General features: G+C 42.0%; 17 protein-coding genes. 8 read left to right on the top strand and 9 right to left on the bottom strand.

Going from position 1 to position 22,444, the window contains the following annotated elements; all coding sequences use genetic code 11:
• Positions 1-372 precede the first annotated feature (372 nt).
• From J6578_RS06890 to J6578_RS06860, 7 genes are all read right to left on the bottom strand, one after another.
• On the bottom strand, positions 373-1,119 hold the full coding sequence (locus J6578_RS06890; RefSeq protein ID WP_037407753.1) for a PhnD/SsuA/transferrin family substrate-binding protein: 747 nt from the start codon (positions 1,117-1,119) through the stop codon (positions 373-375).
• Between the two features lies 1 nt (position 1,120).
• A complete protein-coding gene (locus J6578_RS06885) occupies positions 1,121-1,624 on the bottom strand; it encodes a PAS domain-containing protein (RefSeq protein ID WP_239365172.1) in 504 nt (167 codons plus the stop codon).
• Between the two features lie 455 nt (positions 1,625-2,079).
• Positions 2,080-2,442: a roadblock/LC7 domain-containing protein gene (locus J6578_RS06880; RefSeq protein WP_093091657.1), complete on the bottom strand. Its 363-nt coding sequence runs from the start codon at positions 2,440-2,442 to the stop codon at positions 2,080-2,082.
• 682 nt (positions 2,443-3,124) lie between these two features.
• Entirely contained in the window at positions 3,125-5,110 is a 1,986-nt protein-coding gene (locus tag J6578_RS06875; RefSeq protein WP_287954194.1) for a DNA topoisomerase IV subunit B, read from the bottom strand.
• Positions 5,111-5,238: 128 nt separating this feature from the next.
• A complete protein-coding gene (locus tag J6578_RS06870) occupies positions 5,239-5,778 on the bottom strand; it encodes an RNA pyrophosphohydrolase (RefSeq protein ID WP_037407743.1) in 540 nt (179 codons plus the stop codon).
• Positions 5,779-6,087: 309 nt separating this feature from the next.
• Positions 6,088-6,228 (bottom strand): hypothetical protein, encoded by a 141-nt coding sequence (locus J6578_RS06865; RefSeq protein WP_176715055.1) that lies wholly within the window; start codon positions 6,226-6,228, stop codon positions 6,088-6,090.
• A gap of 293 nt (positions 6,229-6,521) precedes the next feature.
• Positions 6,522-7,835: a DEAD/DEAH box helicase gene (locus J6578_RS06860; RefSeq protein WP_093091659.1), complete on the bottom strand. Its 1,314-nt coding sequence runs from the start codon at positions 7,833-7,835 to the stop codon at positions 6,522-6,524.
• A gap of 422 nt (positions 7,836-8,257) precedes the next feature.
• On the opposite strand from J6578_RS06860, the gene J6578_RS06855 reads away from it, so the two are divergent.
• The 5 genes from J6578_RS06855 to hisC all read left to right on the top strand — a co-directional run bounded on the left by J6578_RS06855 (position 8,258) and on the right by hisC (position 14,231).
• Positions 8,258-9,205, top strand: a complete 948-nt coding sequence (locus J6578_RS06855) for a class I SAM-dependent methyltransferase (RefSeq protein ID WP_287954182.1) — start codon at positions 8,258-8,260, stop codon at positions 9,203-9,205.
• Between the two features lie 24 nt (positions 9,206-9,229).
• Positions 9,230-9,853 carry a ricin-type beta-trefoil lectin domain protein gene (locus J6578_RS06850; RefSeq protein WP_287954181.1) on the top strand — a complete coding sequence of 208 codons (624 nt, stop codon included), beginning with the start codon at positions 9,230-9,232 and terminating at the stop codon, positions 9,851-9,853.
• A gap of 479 nt (positions 9,854-10,332) precedes the next feature.
• Complete coding sequence (locus J6578_RS06845; protein WP_287954180.1) at positions 10,333-11,520, top strand: 5-(carboxyamino)imidazole ribonucleotide synthase; 1,188 nt, start codon at positions 10,333-10,335, stop codon at positions 11,518-11,520.
• A gap of 99 nt (positions 11,521-11,619) precedes the next feature.
• Complete coding sequence (locus J6578_RS06840; protein ID WP_287954179.1) at positions 11,620-13,086, top strand: SulP family inorganic anion transporter; 1,467 nt, start codon at positions 11,620-11,622, stop codon at positions 13,084-13,086.
• Positions 13,087-13,172: 86 nt separating this feature from the next.
• Positions 13,173-14,231: a histidinol-phosphate transaminase gene (gene hisC / locus J6578_RS06835; RefSeq protein ID WP_287954178.1), complete on the top strand. Its 1,059-nt coding sequence runs from the start codon at positions 13,173-13,175 to the stop codon at positions 14,229-14,231.
• Positions 14,232-14,306: 75 nt separating this feature from the next.
• Here the strand turns inward: hisC and J6578_RS06830 are convergent, their stop codons facing one another.
• Both J6578_RS06830 and J6578_RS06825 read right to left on the bottom strand, forming a co-directional pair.
• On the bottom strand, positions 14,307-15,284 hold the full coding sequence (locus J6578_RS06830; RefSeq protein ID WP_287954177.1) for an FAD:protein FMN transferase: 978 nt from the start codon (positions 15,282-15,284) through the stop codon (positions 14,307-14,309).
• A gap of 23 nt (positions 15,285-15,307) precedes the next feature.
• Entirely contained in the window at positions 15,308-18,085 is a 2,778-nt protein-coding gene (locus tag J6578_RS06825; RefSeq protein WP_287954176.1) for a flavocytochrome c, read from the bottom strand.
• A 606-nt stretch (positions 18,086-18,691) separates the two neighbouring features.
• On the opposite strand from J6578_RS06825, the gene J6578_RS06820 reads away from it, so the two are divergent.
• The 3 genes from J6578_RS06820 to recD are packed head-to-tail and all read left to right on the top strand — an operon-like array spanning position 18,692 to position 22,439.
• Positions 18,692-19,942: a lipoprotein-releasing ABC transporter permease subunit gene (locus J6578_RS06820; protein WP_287952472.1), complete on the top strand. Its 1,251-nt coding sequence runs from the start codon at positions 18,692-18,694 to the stop codon at positions 19,940-19,942.
• The gene (gene lolD / locus J6578_RS06815; RefSeq protein WP_287954175.1) at positions 19,935-20,630 is read left to right on the top strand and encodes a lipoprotein-releasing ABC transporter ATP-binding protein LolD; all 696 of its coding nucleotides are present in this window, start codon (positions 19,935-19,937) and stop codon (positions 20,628-20,630) included. The genes J6578_RS06820 and lolD overlap by 8 nt, the downstream gene beginning before the upstream one ends.
• 24 nt (positions 20,631-20,654) lie before the next feature.
• A complete protein-coding gene (recD, locus tag J6578_RS06810; protein ID WP_287954174.1) occupies positions 20,655-22,439 on the top strand; it encodes an exodeoxyribonuclease V subunit alpha in 1,785 nt (594 codons plus the stop codon).
• The last annotated feature ends 5 nt before the right edge of the window (positions 22,440-22,444 follow it).

Raw genomic sequence — 22,444 nt, 5'->3', positions numbered from 1 at the left:
ATATAACTGATTTTTAATGGTGGTTAAATGCGCTTTTTTTGAGAAATCAAATTTTAGAAGTTAAGCACTTTATCTATGTTGAGAGATGGTTAATGTTTTTACTCTAACTGTTTAAATTTATAAAGAGTTTTTTTGTTTCAAATAAAATAGCTTTATCTCATGCATAAAATCAATTGAAAAATATCAATATCAAAATGAAATATATAATATTTCACTACATGGCCAGATTTTATAGATTTATTGAAGCTATATCTTTAATTCTGCTGTTCTGCAGCGAATAAAAATCTTTTGACTTGTTTTATCTGGTGAACAGATAAAACAACCCGTGTTATCTTTGATTGGGATAACACGGGTTGATATGGGCTAGGGAAATTACATTCGCATTGTATCTACAACGTCAATCATAAATTCCATATCTTCTACTGATAATTCAGCAAAGCCTTCTGGAAGGTTTAAAGCTTTTACAATACCAGCCCCATCAGGATTATCTGCCATTTTACACAGTATTTCTCTCAGTGGCTCAGCCTGTGCAGCAGCATCCGGATGATATAACATGACATGGGATACTTCGTTAATCCGGCTTTTCAGTAAAACTTTCAACTGATTTTTAGTAACTGAGTTGAAGCTATCATATACATCCGCCTGAACTATCCCAACCTGAGCCTGATGGCGTATTACGCTAGAAGCTACCATGAGAAAGTTATCTTTGCGCTTGATAACCATTTCATCATCACTCAGATTGGCTGGTTCTAGCAGGCGTAAACCGATAAAATTTGCATCTTCATTGTGTGAAAGTGCTAATTCCACATTGCCATTCAAATCTTCAATGGCATTGATATCAGAATCAGCAGCCGTAACAATAACGATCTCATCTGATTTATTTTTTGGTTTTACCAGTGGTAAATATCCCTGTTCGCGAACGTAATTACCGGCTGAAAAGGGGTTAACGAAAAGCATAGATACTTTTTCTTTTTCTTGCAGCGCGGTTACTTCATCGAATGAAGGAGGCATAAGCAAGGAAATATTCTGGTCACTTTGCTTTTGCAGGTAGTTGTTGAGCAAATACCAAGTGCTGAACTGATCAGGTAAATAATCGGGTACAACCATTAAACTCAGCATATTATTTTCCTTCCTGTTCATTTTTCAACATTTCTGCATACAAGGCAGACATTTCGTTAATCCGTTCACGGCTTGGTTTGCGGCGGATTGAACTGTAGCCAATTACTTTTCCTTGACGTAAATTGGGAATTACAGTAGCATATACCCAATAGTGACCGCCGTCTTTACGCAGATTCTTCACATAACCATACCAGCGTTCGCCCCTTTGTAAAGTAGCCCACATGTCGGCAAAAGGTGCTTTAGGCATTTCGGGATGACGTAACAGGCAATGTGGTGCACCAATGATTTCATCGCGGGTCCAACCGCTGATATCAACAAACACATCATTTGCATGAGTGATAATACCATCAAGATCTGTACGGGATACAATCAGAGCACCATCCGGATAAGGAAATTCCTGATTGGTGACGTATACGGTTGATTCCCCATCCTGTTGATAATGTTTAACTTTATGCTCAGAAAATTCGCTCTCTGGTTTTGGCTGAATCCAACGACTCATATCCATATTATTTGTCCTTCAATTTCGGTTTAATCTCATAAAGGATGAGTGTATTTAACGAGATATATTTCAGAGTGTTATTGTAAAAGTACGGCAGTCTAACTTATTCTTGGTCTTATATATTAATTGGTACTACAAACATTCTGAATGTGCACATAATTGGGATAAAGCAATAATTATCCACTATATAGCAGCGCGATGTTTTAACTTACTAACTTGTATAAACATTTAAACGCCCTTTCATGCAATTAGGTCAATTTTCGTTTGTTTCAAGCTAGTCTGACATAGATCCAGCCAGATTTTTAGAAGGAATCTGGATTAGCGGCAATACTGGATATTCTGATTAGATCTATTCAATATTGTGCACTATTTGTAAAAATGTCAATAAAACAAGTAATTACAAATTTTCATGATCGGAGGTTTAAATGGTATAGCACGTTTCCGATCAAGTAAACTGATTATTACTCAAAGTGGTCGGCCAGCTCTTTCAAGGCTCGTTTGGCTTCAAACAGAATCAAACCTAATTTGGCTTCATGAGTAGTGGTAATGGTTAATAAGATGGCTTCAGATGCTTGAAACAATAACATATATCCTTTGTCGGTATGAATGATGGTGTTATCCAGAGTACCTTTCAGGACTTCTTTTGCAGAACGGTTACCCAAAGACAGTAATGCAGCAGCCATTGCACCAATACGGTCTTCATCCATACCGCTTTGTAATGCAGAAGCAATTGGCAAACCATCTGTTGAAATAACAGCTGAAGAAGTAATGTCAGGAGTGCTGTTCAGATTTTTTAACACGCTTTCGATAAAATCATATTTCATGAAAATTCCTCTAAAAATTGACTGTAACCGTAACAATTATAGAGATTGGTAAGTTTTTTTGCAAAAAATGTTATTAAATTTTATTAATTATCTTTATTAAAAATTTTTATATTATTTACAATATCTTATTTTTATTGACTTATTTCTGTTACGTTTGGGTACTATCTTTAGAGTTGTCATGCAAATTTTATGCATAAAATTACATTATAACATTTTGAAAAACCTATTATGACGAATATAGTTACACTATCAGTGAAATTTTGATATTAATCAAATTATGTGTCTAATCTGAAGATAACTAACTGTCTGGATTGAGGTTTAAAAATCCTGGTTGGTATTTGTAAGGTTGATTGAATCAAAATTTTGTATTCGGAAGTTTTGACGATTATTAATTTACAATAACGTATAAATTCGAGGCAACATTAATTTGTATCTGGGCGCACTTTGGTGAATTAGGCTGATAGTTGATTTGGTGATCCAGAAAATTGTGAGTAAAAGGAAATATTTTTATCTGCTCAAAGAGGGTTAAGGCTAAAGAAAATGGAGTTGAAACCAGATAATTAAGACAGGTTGTTAATTAGATAACAACCTGTAGTGAATAAACAATTGTCTTGTAGGCTAATACTGTACCTAAAGCGGATTTTAGGGTATTAATGGAGCATTTATGTGATTGGTATTTGGATCAAATATCTGCTTCTACTTTATCACCTTCAGCTTCCATCCAGACGCGTCGTGAGGCTGCTTCTCCTTTACCCATTAGTTTGATGAATATATTCTGGGTATCGTTGTTGTCCTGATCCGGAATATGGACTTGTAGCAGACAGCGGGTATCCGGATTCATGGTGGTATCTTTAAGCTGATCTGGATTCATTTCACCTAGACCTTTGAACCGGCTGATGGTGTATGCACTTTCTTTTATTTTTTCCAGTTGTAGTCGTTTTAGAATGCTATCAAGCTCTGCCTGATCCTGAGCATAGATTTTTCGTGCGGGTTTGGTTTTTCCTTGAGCATTAATATCTACGCGAAATAGGGGTGGCTGAGCGACATAGATGTGACCGGCCTCAATCAGTTTTGGGAAATGAGTGTAGAAAAGAGTAAGTAACAGTACCTGTATATGGGCGCCATCTACATCTGCATCAGATAATATTGCAATCTTGCCGTAACGAAGACCGGATAAATCAGGAGTGTCATTTTTTCCATGTGGATCAACGCCAATAGCTACTGAAATATCGTGAATTTCAGCATTGCTAAATAATTGATCACGATGGACTTCGAAGCTGTTTAAGACTTTGCCGCGTAAGGGGAGGATGGCCTGCGTATTTTTATCACGTGCTAGTTTGGCTGAGCCACCGGCAGAATCGCCCTCGACCAGAAAAAGTTCGTTTTCGCGAATATCTTCACTTTCGCAATCGGTGAGTTTGCCCGGTAAAACTGCTACGCCTGAACCTTTTTTCTTTTCTATTTTTTTGGCTGAACGCATACGTGCTTGAGCCTGATGAATGGCTAATTCAGCAATTTTTTTACCGGTATCGATATTTTGACTTAACCATAACTCTAATGGATCACTACAAATGGTATCAACCAGTTTTTTGGCATCACGGCTGGTCAGTGCGTCTTTTGTCTGTCCTTGAAATTGCGGATCCAGTAGTCGGGCTGAAAGAACAAAGGCTACTCGCGAAAAAACATCGTCCGGCTGTAATTTTACGCCACGCGGAAGCAGATTGTGGTGGCTAATAAAATTGGTTACAGCGTGGTAAACAGCCTGTTTTAGTCCTTTTTCGTGAGTACCACCGTTTGCGGTGGGAATCAGGTTTACATAACTTTCACTTGGCGCGTGACCTTCTTCTACCCAAGTTAGTGCATAGCCAGCACCTTCGCCCGGATTGAATTCGGTTTCATGATTAGTATTTAGATAGTTTTCGCTAGCAAAAATCGGAGTTACGGTTGGGGTATCACCCAGTAAATCCAGTAAATAGCTTTTCAGGCCATTTGGGTAATGCCAGTTTTGGGTTTGTGCTTCATCACTATTGTTGAGATAACGGGTGATGGTAACATTGACTCCTGGCAATAAAACAGCTTTAGCACGTAACGAGCGTTCAAGTTCGGCCAGATTGCAATGCGGGTTATCAAAGTACTTTCCATTTGGCCAGACACGAACTTCTGTGCCACTGTCTTTGCTGGCACATTTGCCAATTACTGATAGTGGTTGGATAACGTCGCCATCTGCAAAAACGATATGATAAATTTTTCCGGTTCTTTTAACGGTAACTTCCAGACGTGAAGACAGTGCATTGGTTACGGAAACCCCGACACCATGCAGACCACCTGAAAAGGCATAGGCACCATCACCGCTTTTTTTGTTGAATTTGCCACCGGCATGAAGTTGGGTGAATACTAATTCAACGACGGGGACATGTTCGGTTGGGTGTAGTCCCGTAGGAATGCCACGGCCGTTGTCTCTGATGGTAACAGAACCATCCTGATTTAAGGTGACATCAATATTCTGTGCATAGCCGCCCAGTGCTTCATCAGCAGCATTATCAATAACTTCCTGAATAATATGGGTAGGACTGTCCGTTCTGGTGTACATCCCTGGGCGTTCTTTGACTGGTGCTAGACCTTTGAGAACAGTAACGCTGGATTCATCATAAGTTATGGATTTGCTCATAGTTTTATTTTTAGACATACATCAAAGACAATATAAAACAAATTACCGTAAAAAGGTTATTTTTTCGGTAATTTGTATCTGTTTTATACTCTGGAAAGGAACTACTGTACAGAGTTGATAACTAATGCTTACTCAGTCAGTAAATATTTATCATCATGATTCTGGCGGGCTTGAACAAAATCAGTCCAGCTTGGCAGTTCATGCAAAAAGCGCGATAGTTCGTGCAGTGCGTTCAGATAGACGCTGCGTTTGAATTCAATCACTTCGTCTACTGGTGCCCAGTACTGGTGCCAGCGCCAAGCATCAAATTCGGGATGATGAGTGGCGCGCAGATGCACATCAGTTTCTCGTCCTGTTAGGCGTAGCAGATACCATATCTGTTTCTGTCCTTTATAGGAACCTCGCCATTCGCGCTTAATCCAATGCGTAGGGACATCATAACGTAGCCAGTCACGTGTGCGCCCAATTATCTTGACATGATGTGGCAACAGACCCACTTCTTCCATCAATTCGCGATACATGGCTGCCTCCGGGCTCTCGCCTGGCTTAATGCCCCCCTGCGGAAACTGCCAGGAGTGTTCGTGTACCCGCTTGCCCCAAAAAACCTCGTTTCGGTCGTTGGTAATGATTATCCCGACATTGGGGCGATAACCTTCTCTGTCTAACATGGTAGTTCGCCCAATAAATAAATTGGATTTTCGCACAAATCGGGGTATGAGACCAGTAAGGATTAAATCAGGTGTGCTGCGTCAGCTAAGTTATCTTTTTTGTGGTTATAAATTACTTATAGTTTTGTTTATTAAAATTAAAAAGATGGGTGCTAATGTGCCCGTTGATGTTTAATTTGATTTGGTGTTTTGAGTATGGTTGAGACGTTTAACTCTTTTAATTCCTAAATTGAGTGTTAGACAGGGTTTATTTAGCAATTAAGCCATATCTATTCAGATATGGCTTAATTTTGTTTAATCTATTCGGATTTACGAATGAATAGGTTCTAAAGTGTGAATAGTTTTCTCATTTTCAGGCATTTGCTCTTTACCATTTTCGGGTTGAGCATGCTGATAGAAAGCAGCACGTTTGGCTGCCTGAAAAATCTGTAGTCTACGACGGTGTTGCATAATTAGGTCCTTTCTCGCTTGTCGGTGTTGCGCACCAACTATTGTCATTTATAACTTGTATGTACAGCCTATGCTGAATGATCAATAATACCGATCCAGTTATGGGTACAATTATTGTTTTTTAACATAATTATTTGTTTGTTCACTAACAATATATAAGATATAGCAGACTTTGGCAAGGCAGTAATCTGAGGCTGCCTTTAAAAATTAAATATAATTGATGGCCGGAAAATGGCGGATTTGAGGGAATTTCAGGCAGCAGTAGCTGCCTGATATAATGACGTTGATTAGAATTAAGACTTAGGTTGACTGTTGTTAGTACGCCTGTTTTGCTGACTGCTGCGCTGACGACTGCGGTTTGGCTGCTGTTCGCCATTTTTGCGCCGGTTTGCGCCCCAGTTGCCATTTTTGCTGGCGCTGCCAGAAGAACGGCGACCTCTATTCGCTATTTTACCTGAACGTTTGCGGGTGGGTTCCATGTTAGGAATGGTATGTTCTGGTAATTTACGATTTAGGTATCGCTCTATCTTATGGACTTTGATGTACTCATTTACTTCGGCAAAGGTGATAGCCAGACCAGTACGCCCTGCGCGTCCGGTACGGCCGATGCGGTGTACATAGTCTTCTGCTTGTTTGGGCAGATCATAGTTAATAACGTGGGTAATGGAAGGTACATCAATGCCTCGAGCAGCGACATCAGTTGCCACCAGAATTTTAATTCGACCTTTACGTAAATCCATCAGGGTACGGTTACGCCAACCCTGAGGCATGTCACCATGCAGGCAGTTGGCTGAAAAACCTTTTTCGTATAGTTCATCAGCCAGTTGTTCAGACATGGCTTTGGTGGCAGTAAAGATAACAGCCTGATCAATGCTGGTGTCGCGTAAAATATGATCAAGTAGTCTGTTTTTATGGCGCAGATCATCACAATAAAGCAGTTGTTCATCAATTTTGCCCTGTTTCTCTTCGCGGGCTATATCAATTTTCTGTGGCTGATGAGTTAGTTTCTGTGCCAGTTTGCCAACCATGCCATCCCACGTAGCTGAGAACAGCAGGGTCTGGCGTTCACTAGGGGTGGCGGCAACAATGGTTTCAATATCCTCAATGAAGCCCATATCCAACATGCGGTCTGCTTCATCAAGAATTAGTACTTCTAAACGACTGAAGTCAATTCGCCCTTGACGCATGTGATCCATCAGTCGTCCCGGTGTTGCGACAATCAGGTCAATAGGGCGGGATAGTGCACGGATTTGCTGGCCGAAAGCAGTACCGCCAACCAGTGTTACTGTGCGGAGCCATGGCATGTTTTTGCCATAAATCTGGGCATTTTTTTCTACCTGCTGTGCCAGTTCGCGCGTAGGTGTTAATACCAATGCTCGAGGACCTTTACCTGTCTTCTCACTACGTTTGAGCAGTTTTTGTAGAGTAGGTAATAAAAAGGCAGCGGTCTTGCCGGAACCAGTCTGGGCAGAGACCATGAGATCCTGATTGTCAAGAACGGCGGGGATTGATTCCAGTTGTACCGGAGTAGGTGTTTCATAACCGGCGGCAGTCAGTGCGGTTGTAAGTTGTTTGTCTAGATGTAAATCTGAAAAAGACAATGTCATGATTTTCCTTTGGTTAAAACGATCAACCAAACGTGATAATCTAGTTTGTAAAAGAAATTAGATTACAGGGAATTGTTGCTAGCTTAGACCAAATAGGAAAATAATTAAAGTTAGCAATTGGTTGTCGTAAGCGTGTGTGTTTGGGTATGTTATACATCGGCGACAACCAAGCAACGGACGCATTGCTGCGGATGTTGGTATACGGCGTTACATAATAAAATAAAATTGAGCACGCCGTGTTTAATCAGGTTGCAACGATGGCTTCAAATTATGTGAGTGATTATAAAATATCTTAATTTTTTAAGCAAGCTGATACTTGGGTGGTTGTAAAAAATGCTCTGTGGTGTAAGGGGTATTAAATGTTTTTTTCCGTTACAATGTGGCTGTTATGGTGATTATGTCAGATATGTAAAGTTTTATTTATGAGTGATGATATTGGTGCTTTTGTCAACCGTCTTGGCAAGAATATTAAACATTTGCGCAAATGGGCACAGCGTCAAGGCTTGGAAGCATGGCGTATGTATGACCGTGATATACCGCAATATCCTTTTGCTATAGATATTTATGCAGACCATGTTCATTTGCAGGAGTACGATACTGGTTGGTTAATGCGTCAATCGGAATATGAAGACTGGCTGACGGAGGTTATAGATGCAGTGGTATTTGTAACAGGTTTGCCCAGAGAGCATATTCATTTGAAAAGGCGACAGCGCCAGAAAGGTAAAGAGCAGTATGAAAAAACTGGTGCTGATGGTACGGATTTTGTAATTTATGAGTATGGACGAGCTTTTTGGGTGAATCTGGATAAATATCTGGACACGGGTTTGTTTCTTGATCACCGTCATACGCGCCAAAAGATTGGTTCTATGGCTGCTGGTAAACGTTTTCTGAATCTTTTTGCGTATACAGGCAGTTTTTCGGTTTATGCTGCTACCGGTGGTGCTTTATCTAGTGAAACGGTTGATTTGTCAAATACCTATCTGCAATGGGCTCGGCGTAATTTTGAATTGAATAAGCTGGATATGCATGCACATCAGATTGTGCGAGCTGATGTGTTTCAATATTTACAATTGGCTGCTGAGCAAAGAAAGCAGTTTGATTTGATTATGTTGGATCCGCCTAGTTTTTCTAATAGCAAGAAAATGCTGGATATTCTCGATATTCAACGTGATCATGAAAAGTTAATAGATGGTGCTATGAGTTTGTTAGCATCACAGGGAGTTTTGTTTTTTTCGAATAATTTGCGTAGTTTTAGGCTGAATTCTGCTTTAGAACAGCGTTATGAGATAAGAAATATTTCCAGAAAAACGCTACCGGAAGATTTTCGTAATGCCCGTATTCACCAATGCTGGGAGATCCGGAAATGTTAATTTGGTAAGTTTATTTATTAGGAGATGATGATGGTTGGACAGGCACTAATAAGGCTTGCTGTGATTGTATTGGATATGTTGTTCTTACTTGCGCCTGTTGCCGATGCAGCAGTAATTTATCACTCAGGGCATGGCGAGCGCGATATTATCGTTGATTTACCGATATCATCAACTACTACAATTAATAAAACTGTGCATATTGATGCACCGGCAGGGGCAACGGTGATTTATACGGATACGCCGGTTTATCCGGCAGTATCACCTTATCCGCATTATCCGACTGTTTTACCATATCCGCCGGTTCGTCCTAGTCCTTCTAGTATTAGCTTACGTCCTGTTGAACGTGTCTGTTTACGTCCTGCTGGTGCTTATTCTGCTTGGCAGCCTGTTATGTTTGATTCTTGTTCTGATGGTGAAATCAGTGAAGCTATGTATTTCCATCAGGGGCAGGTATGGCTGAACGGTCGCTGTCTGGCAGTAAGAAATAATGCAGTGGGAATGGTTTCCTGTGCACCAAATGGAGAAAATAACTGGCTGTTGACTGGCCGGCAGTTACGTGACCGCAACAGTGATTTATGTGTGGATGGTGGGCAAGGGCGTTTGCTGTTACAACCTTGTCGGGATGTGGCCAGTCAGCAATTTCATTAAGTCGTTTACGGGGTTTGATGAATCTTATTTATAAGCTATATAGTTATATTTTATATACTTGCTCTTAATTTTGATAATAATATATTTATGGAAATATTTAAAAATATTTCAGATAAGGTCGAGTTTGAAATTGATGGGCAAATTTTGTAATAATATATTTATTTATGTTAATATGGTGCTTGTAATGAATTTTCTGAATTTATACGAATTTGTTATAGGTATGTTTTATAAAGCAGATAGTTGAAATAACTCATGCTAAACGAGTTTGGTTTTAACTAAATGAAAGAGTTTTGATCAGACTTACTCGCAGTTTGGTAGGTTTTGATTCAATGAGAGTAGTGCTTGTTATTGGCCTGATTTGTCAGGGAAAATGTTGATATGTTGTTTGATGTTTAATTTAACTTTGATAAAGATATCAGCAGGAACATGATTTAAGCTAATACTGTTTATAATTTTAGGTAAGGTAACTGTATACCACTATGTCTTTTTCTTCTTCCTGTATTCTGCCTCCGGCAATGCTTGGAATTCTGGGTGGTGGACAACTGGGTGCAATGTTTACTGTTGCAGCTAAAACAATGGGGTATCAGGTAATGGTGTTGGATCCTGATATGAATGCTCCGGCAGCACAGTACGCAGATGTACATATATGTGCAGCATTTGATGATGCTGTTGCTTTGCAGAATATGACCAGATGTGCGGCCGTGACAACTGAATTTGAAAATGTAAGTGCTGATTCAATGCGCTGGTTGGCAAAATTTACACAGGTTTCACCGTCTGGCGATTGTGTGGCTATTGCACAGGATAGGCAAGAAGAGAAAGAGTGGATTACTAGAGCTGGGTTGGCTACGGTACCGTTTGCGATTATCTGCAACGATTCTGATATTGATAACCATCTGGAAGTGTTATTGCCCGGTATCTTGAAGACAGCTACTTTGGGCTATGATGGTAAAGGGCAGATAGTAGTAGGCACTATTGGCGAGTTACGTGCGGCTTTTATGCAATTGCAGAATGTGCGTTGTGTACTGGAAAAAAAGGTAGATTTGCGCGCTGAAATATCTGTTGTTGTTGCGCGTCTGAACGAGCAGCAAGTTGCATGTTTTCCTCCGGCAGAAAATCAACATGAAAATGGTATTCTGGCTTACTCTCTGGTACCGGCCAGGTTGCCACAGTCTGTATTGCAGCAGGCTGAATACATGGCTTTAAAATTGGCTCATACTATGAATTATAAAGGGGTTTTGGCAGTAGAGATGTTTGTTGTAGGCAGTGAAATGCAGTTAATTATCAATGAAGTTGCACCCCGGCCACATAATTCTGGCCATTATACTTTAGATGCCTGTAGTTCTGACCAGTTTCAGCAGCAGGTAAGGCTGATGTGTGGTTTGCCTCCGGCTGCTACTGATTTATTACAGCCTTGCTGTATGGCTAATATTCTGGGGGATATATGGCCGGCAGACAGCGAACCAGACTGGTGTACTGTGCTTAATCACAGTACTGCCTCTTTGCATTTGTACGGCAAAAAGCTGGTTCGCCCAGGACGTAAGATGGGACATTTTACGGTTTTGGCTGAAGATTCTGAACAGGCATGGCAAACAGCGCAATCTCTTCATCTTCGTCTGCAAAATAATACTCAAAATTTGTACTCAACTGTATTAAATGAGCTCTGTTGATATGAGCAAAAAGATAATTCTTTGAAATTGATGGGCACAAAATTGTCTCGGTTAATAAGATTTTCAAATAGCTGGATATCGCTTGGGTATATATTACCAATGGCTCTGGCGTGTGCCGGTATTGCTGGGCTACCCACATCAATGGCTCTTGCCAGTGTTGTGTGTGCGTTGCTGTGCTGTATGCTTTTCTGTGGTCGTGAGAAGATTTTACTAACACCGTCGCCATTTTCGGCATTAATGCTTATGGCATCACTGGCTTATTATGCCGGAGCGGTATCCGAACGGGTTGCTGTGGCCAGTATGCTGACTTTGTTTACGGGTATCTGGCTATTATTACTGGCTGTATTGTTACCTCGACATTGTTTGAGCTGGATTGCCCGTCCGGTGTGGCATGGTATCAGTGCTGGTATTGTTTTGACTTTAATAGTTATGCTGGCGCCGGTTATTCTTGGTGTTCCTGCCAATAATAGTTCATGGTTGGAACTTTGGATAGTTCTGGTTAATTGGCACAACTGGAACTGGCCAAGTGTGGTTCTGGCAGGAATATCTTTTGCCTTACTGATACTTTGGAGAAGTAAATCTCAACCCAAGGCTTTGTGGGTGCTGCTGCTGGTGTGGATTCTCAGTTATATATGGCCGTTTTCACTTATCGGGATTGCCACACCTGTTCAGCAAAGCTGGCAGTTAGGGTCTGTGCTGCATCCGATACAGGCTGACTGGCCATTGCTGGCTTTTTTAAGTGCCACAATAGCATTGTTAATTTATATGGAGATTTGCCAGTATCTACCCGATCGATACCAGCGTGGTACTGGCTTGGTAGGCTTTGCCAATATATTGGCTGCGGTGACTGGCGGTATGGTAGTCAGTCTGGGATTCGAGGCTGATCAGGCAGTGAAAATCAACTTGAATACTTTGCTAGCAACGCTGTGGTTGTTGGCCTTGATTTATTGCTGGTCATGGTGGACTTATGTGCCTTTACCTGTGCTTGCGGTTATTGCACTATATATAATCTGTGTACAAATTAACTGGCGTGAATTACGTTTATATTATCGGCAGTGGTGTGATTTGCTGTGGTTGTGTGGTTCTGCTTTTCTGATTATTTTGTTTGGTATATATGCTGGTTTATGGCTAGTTATTTCATTGGGGTTAATAGTAACGTGCTGGCATTCGTTCCGTTTGCATGCTTGTCCAATATTAGTGCCTGACGTTCAGATTTTTACCCATGATGCTTTTGTCATTTTGCCTCAAGTTTTGCTATTTGCTAATGTTAGTACACAGTTACGGCACTGTCATGATTTGGTTAGTACATTGGATGTTCAAAATGTGTATCTGGATGTGAGCGCTGGTTGTCATGTGGATGTTACTGTATTTATTCACTTACAAGCTTTGGCGCGCGAATTGCATCAACAGGGTAAGATGTTGTTTGTCTGTGGTTTAAGTGAACAGGCATGTTTGACGCTGATGGCCAAAAAACTGGAATATTTGTTGCCTGAGCAGTTTAGTACTAGTGATGCTGAGTCTTTATTGATAGAGCATAAATATCTGAATGAATCTGTGATGGTATAAGCTATTGTGTTCATTGTTACAGGAACAGGCAGTCAGATATGAATACTTTATACTGAATATTTATTTTATTCATTTAGGAGGGAGAAATGAGTAAGTTTTGGAGTGAGAAAACTAAATGCTTGCAGCCTTATGTACCAGGGGAACAGCCTAAACTAACCAATCTGGTTAAGCTCAATACTAATGAAAACCCATTTCCGCCATCGCCGAAGGTTTTGGCCGCAATGCAGGAAGCAATTAATGATAATTTACGTTTATATCCGGATCCGAATGCGGAAAAGTTAAAGCAGACGATCGCTGACTATTATGGTTTGCACAAACAGCAGGTTTTTGTGGGAAATGGTTCAGATGAAGTGCTGGCACATGCGTTTGCTGCTTTTTTTCAAGGTAAACAGCAATTGTTGTTGCCAGATATCAGCTATAGTTTTTACCCGGTGTATTGCCAGTTATATGATGTTGAAGCCTGTTATGTGCCGCTGAATGTGCATTTTGCTATTAATCCCGCCGATTATTGTGGAGCCCGGGCAGGGGTGATTTTTCCAAATCCGAATGCGCCGACTGGCTGTATTTTGCCACTGACTCAGGTTGAGCAGATATTGCGGGCAAATCCTGATTGTGTGGTGCTGGTGGATGAGGCTTATATTGATTTCGGTGGTGAGTCTGCAATTAGGCTGATTGATGATTACCCTAATTTGTTGGTGGTGCAGACGTTGTCTAAATCCCGTTCGCTGGCTGGGATGAGAATTGGTCTAGCAATGGGGCATACTGATTTGATTGAAGGCTTGGAACGGGTTAAAAATAGTTTTAATTCCTATCCGCTTGATCGAGTAGCTCAGGCAGCGGCTATTGCTGCATTTACCGATGATGATTATTTCCGCATTACCTGTGCCAAAGTGATTGAAAACCGCATCTGGCTAGTGGCGCAATTGCAGCGGCTTGAGTTTGAAGTTTTGTCTTCTGAGGCAAATTTTGTATTTGCACGCCATAGTCGTAAAGAAGCAATCCAGATTGCTGGTTTTCTACGGCAACATGGTGTGGTTGTGCGCCATTTTCAGCAAGAACGAATCAGTAATTTTCTCCGGATCAGTGTAGGAACGCAGGAGCAACAGCAACGGTTGGTTATGGTGCTGGAACAAATGTTGATGTAATAAGCAGGTTATCTGCTGCTATGACTATACTGATAATGGTGGCCAATTCGGGAAACTAAAAATAGTTTATGATATCTATGCTGGTATGAGTGATTGGCAAAGTTCATAATCATCTGCCAGTAATTCAAACTGGAAATGCTGATTGGATTTGATAAAAATTTTCTGATCTTTTGTTACGAATATTGCCCCCATATTTTTATGTTTTTCCAATTCATTCAATCCATGTCTGACACCAAAACCAAACAGTATGGTGGAATAAATATCTCCTGTTAATGAATTGTCTGAAATGATGGTGACACTTTGCAGTTCGTTATCTAGTGGATAGCCGGTAAATGGGTCGATAATGTGGTGATAAAGCTGTTCATTGAAAATAAAATAACGCTCATAAATGCCAGAAGTGACCACTGATTTGTTTTGAACATGCAATATGCCCAGTAAGCTGTTTGCTGCGGCAAAAGGACGTTTCAAACCGATATGCCATTCTTGGCTTGAGCTAAGTGGTGAGCTGCCAATAGTTAATACATTGCCGCCACAATTGATGATGGCCTGATGAATGTTATATTGGGCTAATACTAGTTTGGTAATATCGGCAATATAGCCTTTGGCAATGGCGCCCAAATCTATTTCCATACCGGCTTTGGCCAGATATACTGAATGGTTTGTCTGATCCAGCTCAATCAGATGCGGACTAGTCAAGCTTAATCGGTGTGTTATTTCATCAGCGGGAGGAATGCTATGTCCATTGAAGCCGATTTTCCACAGTTTGACTATCGGGCCGATAGCAAGGTTAAAGCGGCTGTATGGCAGCAGACTGGCTGCTTTAGCCTGTTGAATTAAGTCAAATACCAGTTTACTTACTGTTACCGGGTGCTTGCCGGCAGCATGATTAATGCTCATCACCTCTGAATGTTCCCTGTTCACCGTTAGTCGTGTTTCCAGTGCCTCAATGGTATTGAAAACAGCGCTTACTGCTGCCGGGTTTTCGACATACAGTTGAAGTGAGACAGTCGTACCCATGAGCTTTTGGCTATAGGTATAATATGAACCAGTCATGGTGATGAGCTATTTATTAATAATTAATGCTTTTTAGCATAAGCGGCAGCTTGATCACCAGCCTGAATACCAAAAATGATGATATCAGCAATGGCATTGCCACCAATACGGTTGCCACCATGTATGCCTCCGGCCACTTCACCTGCAGCATAGGCACCTTTAATAATCTGTGCATTGGTATCCAACACTTCTGTATTGGTGTTAATGGTAATACCTCCCATGGTGTGGTGAATACCTGGCGCAATCTGGATGGCGTAAAAAGATGGCTGATTTAGTGGGTGACGCATGCCGGTAGTACGTCCAAAATCTTCATCGTGTTGCTGTTTTACATATTGGTTATAGCGTTCTACTGTGTTGATAAGACTTTCGGGATCAATGGCTAGTTTATCTGCTAGTTCTGCTAGTGTAGCTGCCTGTACAGCAAGCCCTTTGCCGATATAGGTTTCTGCTGCTTTGTTTTGGGTACAAATTTGTTCATCAAACAATATGTAGGCATAATGCTCGGGCAGGGCAATAATGCTATTGGAAACTTTGTCGCGTGTATCCAGTTCATTGACAAAGCGTTTACCTTGCTGCGATATTAGAATGGCGCCACCGCCGCGAATAGATTCTGAGATCAGATAGGCTGTGTTTTGTTCTACCGTAGGGTGAATCTGTATTTCATTCATATCGACAGTGCCGGCACCGATTTTTTGTAATAAAGCAATACCTGAACCAGTTGCACCTTTATGATTGGTAGTGACAAAATCAGCCAAGTCAGGCCGGTAATGCGTAACCATCTGAGCATTGGCACCAAAGCCACCAGTAGCAACAATTACTGCTTTGGTGCTGATGCGTTGTTCTGTGCCTTCTTCATCGCACACCATGACTGCATTGACGCGCCCATCTTTCATTTCAATATCGGTAACAGAGGTATCAAGCATAACTTCAATGCCGCGATCATTGATGTTTTTAAGCAATCCACTAATCAAAAAACCACCAACGGCTGCACCACTGCTGGGGCGATGGGTACGATCCACACTCATGCCACCGGTAGTGGTTAAATTATTTAACTGAATTCCTTTTTCATCCAACCAGTCTATTGCAGCCGGAGCATGTTCGACAAAGTAATGTAGTAATTGCGGATTATTTTTGTTTTTACCGCCTTTAAGGGTTTCATTATAGAACCATTCTTTATGGTCAATAATTCCAGCCTGTTGCTGAAAACGGGTTTCTGCTGCATTCATGCCTGCTGAGGCTTTGTTGGTATTGCCACCGGTAATCGGCATTTTTTCAACTATAATAACTGAGGCACCTTTATCATGTGCTTCTATTGCTGCGGCCAAGCCGGCACCACCACTTCCCACTACAACGACATCACAGGATTTGTCATCAGCATCACCGCCTTCGACAATAGTGGCTACTTTATAGGAGGTAGATATGGCTTTGGTAACTGCTTTTTTAAATGCATCACATTGAGAAGTGGCACCACTGATTGCATCCACATAAGGGCTGTTGGCTGCCAGAATGCGTTCTTTGATTTCATTAAAATTACGTACAGATACGTGATCCAGTTGTTCGGCATTTACCAGTGACAGATCTTTAATAAAATCCTGTCCCAGTTCAACATTTATAACGAATGTATTGTCATAATCATCATTGACAGTTTGCTGATAACTACCGGCATGGAATTTTTTCGTATTGATTTCACGTACCATACTGTAAATAAGAGGAAAGCGCCATAGGGGTTCTGGTATGGATAGCTTTGCACGCTGGTCGCTGTTTATAGATAGCTGTAAATCATTCTGATTCTGAATACGTTCAGCCCAGTCTGGATAAGCGACGCAAGCTCGTCCGGCAGCGACCAGATCATAGCCATGTGCCATTGCGGTTTCTGCATCAGCCCTGTTTACGACATTACCTACGCCAATAACCGGAATTTTAGCCAGCGTTGTAGAACGAAGCTGCATGTATTTGTCAATTAATGGAGTTTTGCTACTGGTGTCAATAATGGAAGAGCGTAATGTTGCGGCCATGGAGAAATGGACATAGTCAAGACCGACTTGAGCCAGTTTATCCAGCAGGAATAAAGAGTCTTCAAAGGTAATGCCCGGTACTTCGAGTTCTTCTGGTGAGAACCGGTAACCAATAATAAATTCGTTAGTAGCATGTTTCTGTGCCATCTGCCGGCTGATTTCCAGCACTGCTAGCGGGAAGCGGATACGATTTTCGCGACTACCGCCCCATTTATCCTGACGCTGATTGGCATGGGGAGAGAAAAATTGCTGAATCAGATAAGTGTTGGCACCGTGAATTTCAATGCCATCAAAACCTGCGGCAATTGCGCGCCGTGTTGCTTCGCCAAACTTGCCAATCATGTCTTCAACTTCGCCAGCTGTCATGGCTACCGGTACGGTTGCATTCGGCCTTGGAATAGCGATGGCGCTAGGGCCTATAGGTGTCTGACCGCCGATTAGTTGGGGCTCAACCATGCGTCCACCATGATAGATTTGTATAACTGCTTTGGATCCACGTTCTTTTATAGCTGCGGCCAGAAGACTTAAACCTTCAATGCAGTCATCGTTGTGAATACCTATTGCGCCGGGAAAAGCAGGACCCAGTGCATCTACATAGCCACATTCAACAATGACCGTGCCAATGCTGCCAGAGCGTTCCCGATAATAATTAATCAGGTTATCAGTAACGCTACCATCATAAAAACCACAGCAGGTAGTCATTGGTGCCATCACCAAACGATTTTTTAATACAACACCATTGGGTAGGGTTATTGGATTAAACAGGGGAGAAGATGGATTAGTCATATTCAAAGCCAGTTAATCAAAAGTAAGTGAAAAATAAGGAATGTGCGCATGGTAGCGCAAAATATAAGGGGTTATCTATTGGACAAAAGGTATAAATATTACTTCAGTCTGAATTTAATTTATTGTATTGATACGCATCAAATATGATTGATTAAATATGGTAAATTAAATGCTTTTTATTGTTTGTAAATCAAATATATGTGTGATTTTTTGTGAGTGCTTCCTGACAAAATCTTCACTGGTATTGAATTCTGGTGCGCAACAGCCAACGAATCCTGACGAGTATTGCACCTGTAGTAGGCTTTGCCTGCTTTCACGTCCAGCTTTGAGGTGTTTGGCGAAATTAAATAATCAGAAATATTGTTGCTACATTTAAGGATATCAGCACTTGTTTTAAAATTTCCAAGTATTGATCTAGATGTTAAAAAATATTAATTTCAGATGGTTAAATGGTTTTAGGTGTTGCGTGGAATTATTTTTTATTGTCGGCTGCAAGTTTGTGCTTATCTTGTTTGCAAAAATTAACAATAACATAGTGAGTCATAAACATGACGTTGTTTGTCACGCTCGGGTACAATCTGTTTTTTCTATTGAAATATTGTACTCATGGCATCTCTGGAAACTTGGATTGGCTTACGCTATTTACGTGCCAAGAAACGCAACGGGTTTATGTCATTCATCACTGTGGTTTCTATCGTTGGGATCGCACTTGGGGTGGCAACATTAATCGTTGTATTGTCGGTGATGAATGGTTTTCAAAAAGAAATCCGTAATCAGTTACTCAGTGTGGCTCCTCATGCTGAAATGGGATTTTATGAAAACAGTCTCGATAAGCACTGGCAGGATTTACAGAAGCTGGTAAAAGGTAATCCTCAAGTGCTGGGGTCAGCGCCGTATGTCGCCGATCAGGCATTATTGGCCAATGCCGGTGAAGTGCGTGGCGTGCAAATTCGCGGGATTGATCCGGCACAGGAAGGCAATGTTGCCGATTATGGGGAGGGAATGCCTAAAAATGGTTTTGCTGCTCTTAAACCGGGGGAGTTTGGTATTCTTTTGGGTAAAGACCTCGCTAATGGGCTTGGTGCCAATATTGGCGACAAAATTACCGTCATCACGCCCGATGGCAATGTGACACCCGCCGGTATGGTGCCGCGTTTAAAACAGTTTACTTTGGTAGGGGTGATTAAAACCAAGATTTATGAGGTGGATAATACCCTTGCCTTAACTCATATTACTGATGCACAAAAATTGTACCGTTTAGGTAATAATGTGAGCGGTTTACGCCTGAAGCTAGCTGATCCGCAGAACGCACCTTTTATAATTCAGAAATTTATACCGGCAAATTTACAGAATGAGATCTGGATTCGCGACTGGACTTTTCAAAATCGCAGCTATTTTGATGCGGTGCAGATGGAAAAACGCATAATGTTCATTATTCTGTTGCTGATTATCGCTGTAGCCGCTTTTAATCTGGTGTCTTCTTTAGTGATGGCTGTGACTGAGAAACAGGCTGATATTGCTATATTGCGCACACTCGGACTCTCTCCTGCAGGCGTAATGCGCATTTTTATGATACAGGGGGCAATAGCAGGATTTCTCGGTACTTTTTTCGGGGTGCTTTTCGGAGTATCACTCGGATTAAGTGTTGGTCGAATCGTTGCTTTTTTTGAGCATCTGACCGGTAAACATCTGGTTCCGTCACAGATTTATTTTGTGAGTTATCTGCCTACAGATGTCAAATTTTCTGACGTTTTTATGATTGCTGTGATTTCTTTGTTGCTGGCTTTTGTAGCCACTCTGTATCCAAGCTGGCGTGCAGCTAAAATGCAACCGGCAGAGGCTTTGCGCTATGAATAATTATGAATACGTTATTGAATGCGAACATGTCAGTAAAACCTATGATGATGGGCATTTACAGGTATCGGTGCTGGAGGATTTGCATTTTAATGTTAGGCGTGGCCAAAGTATCAGTATTGTGGGTGCTTCAGGTAGCGGAAAATCAACTTTGCTGCATCTGCTTGGGGGGCTGGATACGCCTAGTGGTGGCACAATTCGTCTGATGGGGCAGGATATAACTCAGCTAAGTCAGAAAGCCGTAGGTCAGTTGCGTAATCAATATTTAGGCTTTGTTTATCAATTTCACCATTTATTACCGGAGTTTTCGGCACTGGAAAACGTGATGATGCCTCTACTGATAGGGCACATGTCCAAAGCTCAGGCTGAAGAGCAGGCGAAAGCAATGCTGGATAAAGTGGGATTAAGCCAGCGTATGGCTCATCGGCCGAGTGAGCTGTCTGGCGGAGAACGGCAACGGGCTGCGATTGCTCGGGCTATGGTTACTCATCCCGCCTGTATACTGGCCGATGAACCAACTGGTAATTTGGATCGGAAAAATGCTGGTAATGTACTGGATATAATGCTGGATTTACAGCGTGAACTTGATACCAGTCTGGTTGTGGTGACACATGATGAAGAGCTGGCCAGCCGCTTTGATGATATTTTAACGGTAAAAGACGGCAGATTATTATCATTCTCTGCTGATTGAATCAGAGAAATTGTATTTGTAATCATGGTTGATAATGTCGATCAGGTAGAGGATTCTGTACCGGCCACTCATCCGGCACTACAGGCAATGACTCGAGTGCTTGGCGCGGCTGCACACGCTGAGTGGACTGTTATGCAGCCATGGGCTGATGCATTGTTATGGGCTTTTAATCGGGGAGACAGTTATATTACTGTACCTCGTGAATATCTGGCCGCAATCCGCAGCTGTGGTATTTTGGTTGGTGCAGCTGGAGCTTACACGCCGTTTATTTTGCAGAACAATCATTTATTTTTCGGACGAATGTGGCAGCTTGAGCTGGATATTGCTGAGCGTTTGTGGCAACTGGCCAATATCGCGCCAGCAAGCGTAAATGAAGCTGCTGTGGCTGCCGATCTGGCTGAATGGTTTCCGGAGGCAGATAGTGCTCAGCAGCGCTTTGCCGCTGCACTGGCTTTAATCCAGCATTTTGTGGTGATTAATGGCGGGCCGGGTACAGGTAAAACAACCACGGTTGCTAAGATTCTGAGCTTATTACTCAAGCATGCTTGGTCACTATCGCGTCCGCCGAAGATTGCGCTGGTAGCACCTACCGGCAAGGCGGCAGCTCATATGGCTACTGCTTTACAGCGTGCGCTGAATAAATTGCCACTGCCGGACAGCCGTATGCAATTATTGGGATGTTTAACAGGTCAGACGGTGCACCGGTTACTACAGTTACAACCTCCGTTGTTAACGGGTCCATATGATGCTGAACATCCGTTGCCAGTTGATATTCTGGTGGTTGATGAATCTTCTATGCTGGATTTATCGCTGTTTCGGGCACTGTTACGTGCGTTAAAAGCTGATGTGCGTCTGATCTTGCTCGGAGATGCCAATCAGTTGCCAGCAGTTGGTGCCGGCAATGTGCTAGCTGAATTATCTCAGCCAACGGTATTGTCGCCCGTGCTGAAACGGCAACTTACAGCACTATTGCCAGATCAGTCTTTACCACCTTCCCGTGACGATGCCAATATGGCTGCACACGTTGCTACTTTGAGTCACAGTTATCGCTTTGACGCTACGCAGGGTATTGGTGCGCTGGCAACGGCATGTATCAATGGTGATGATGGTGCGGCACTAAATGCTATAACCAGTTTTCCGAAACAGTTGCAGCTGCGACAGGCTGATTTGCAGCGATTGAGCCGCGATCTATATTCACAGCAGCAAGTGTGGTGGCAGGCAGTGGCTGAAAATGATATGACAGCGGTTTTCAGCCATCTGACAGATATCATGGTATTGACAGCGTGGCGTGCAGATGCAGAGGCATTTAATCAGCAGTACCGGCGTTATTTACGCATGCAGCTGCATCTGAATACAGATAGCTGGTTTGCGGGTCTGCCAATTCTGATTACCCAGAATGATTATGGTGTTGGTTTGTTTAATGGTGATATTGGTGTCGTTCTGCCAGATCAGGATAATTCAGGCCATCTACTTGCCTATTTTGCTGATGGTGCAAGCTATCGTGCTATTTCTCTTAGTCGTTTACCTCAGCATGAAGCTGCATTTGCGATTACAGTGCACAAAAGTCAAGGTTCTGAATACGATTGTATCTGGTTACTGGCTCCTCAGGCGCAGGCAGCGGCGGAAGATTCTCTGTTTAATCGCTCCCTTTTGTATACGGCTCTGACCCGTGCCAGACAGCAGTTCACTTTTTGTGGGACAGCCAAACAACTGGCACAAGGCATAAAAAATAACCAGCAGCGGCGCAGTGGATTAGGCACTGCTTTGGTTCAGTTAGCTAAAAAACAGTCACAGCTATCTTTATTTTAATTCTG

It is taken from the genome of Snodgrassella sp., from assembly GCF_024103505.1.
Classification (GTDB): Bacteria; Pseudomonadota; Gammaproteobacteria; order Burkholderiales; family Neisseriaceae; genus Snodgrassella; species Snodgrassella communis.
This window is presented reverse-complemented; position numbering and strand designations above follow the sequence as displayed.

Coding starts and splice junctions, on each gene's coding strand:
- J6578_RS06890 (WP_037407753.1), bottom strand. CDS start 1,119: ATGCTGAGTTTAATGGTTGTACCCGATTATTTACCTGATCAGTTCAGC.
- J6578_RS06885 (WP_239365172.1), bottom strand. CDS start 1,624: ATGGATATGAGTCGTTGGATTCAGCCAAAACCAGAGAGCGAATTTTCT.
- J6578_RS06880 (WP_093091657.1), bottom strand. CDS start 2,442: ATGAAATATGATTTTATCGAAAGCGTGTTAAAAAATCTGAACAGCACT.
- J6578_RS06875 (WP_287954194.1), bottom strand. CDS start 5,110: ATGAGCAAATCCATAACTTATGATGAATCCAGCGTTACTGTTCTCAAA.
- J6578_RS06870 (WP_037407743.1), bottom strand. CDS start 5,778: ATGTTAGACAGAGAAGGTTATCGCCCCAATGTCGGGATAATCATTACC.
- J6578_RS06865 (WP_176715055.1), bottom strand. CDS start 6,228: ATGCAACACCGTCGTAGACTACAGATTTTTCAGGCAGCCAAACGTGCT.
- J6578_RS06860 (WP_093091659.1), bottom strand. CDS start 7,835: ATGACATTGTCTTTTTCAGATTTACATCTAGACAAACAACTTACAACC.
- J6578_RS06855 (WP_287954182.1), top strand. CDS start 8,258: ATGAGTGATGATATTGGTGCTTTTGTCAACCGTCTTGGCAAGAATATT.
- J6578_RS06850 (WP_287954181.1), top strand. CDS start 9,230: ATGATGATGGTTGGACAGGCACTAATAAGGCTTGCTGTGATTGTATTG.
- J6578_RS06845 (WP_287954180.1), top strand. CDS start 10,333: ATGTCTTTTTCTTCTTCCTGTATTCTGCCTCCGGCAATGCTTGGAATT.
- J6578_RS06840 (WP_287954179.1), top strand. CDS start 11,620: ATGGCTCTGGCGTGTGCCGGTATTGCTGGGCTACCCACATCAATGGCT.
- hisC (WP_287954178.1), top strand. CDS start 13,173: ATGAGTAAGTTTTGGAGTGAGAAAACTAAATGCTTGCAGCCTTATGTA.
- J6578_RS06830 (WP_287954177.1), bottom strand. CDS start 15,284: ATGACTGGTTCATATTATACCTATAGCCAAAAGCTCATGGGTACGACT.
- J6578_RS06825 (WP_287954176.1), bottom strand. CDS start 18,085: ATGACTAATCCATCTTCTCCCCTGTTTAATCCAATAACCCTACCCAAT.
- J6578_RS06820 (WP_287952472.1), top strand. CDS start 18,692: ATGGCATCTCTGGAAACTTGGATTGGCTTACGCTATTTACGTGCCAAG.
- lolD (WP_287954175.1), top strand. CDS start 19,935: ATGAATAATTATGAATACGTTATTGAATGCGAACATGTCAGTAAAACC.
- recD (WP_287954174.1), top strand. CDS start 20,655: ATGGTTGATAATGTCGATCAGGTAGAGGATTCTGTACCGGCCACTCAT.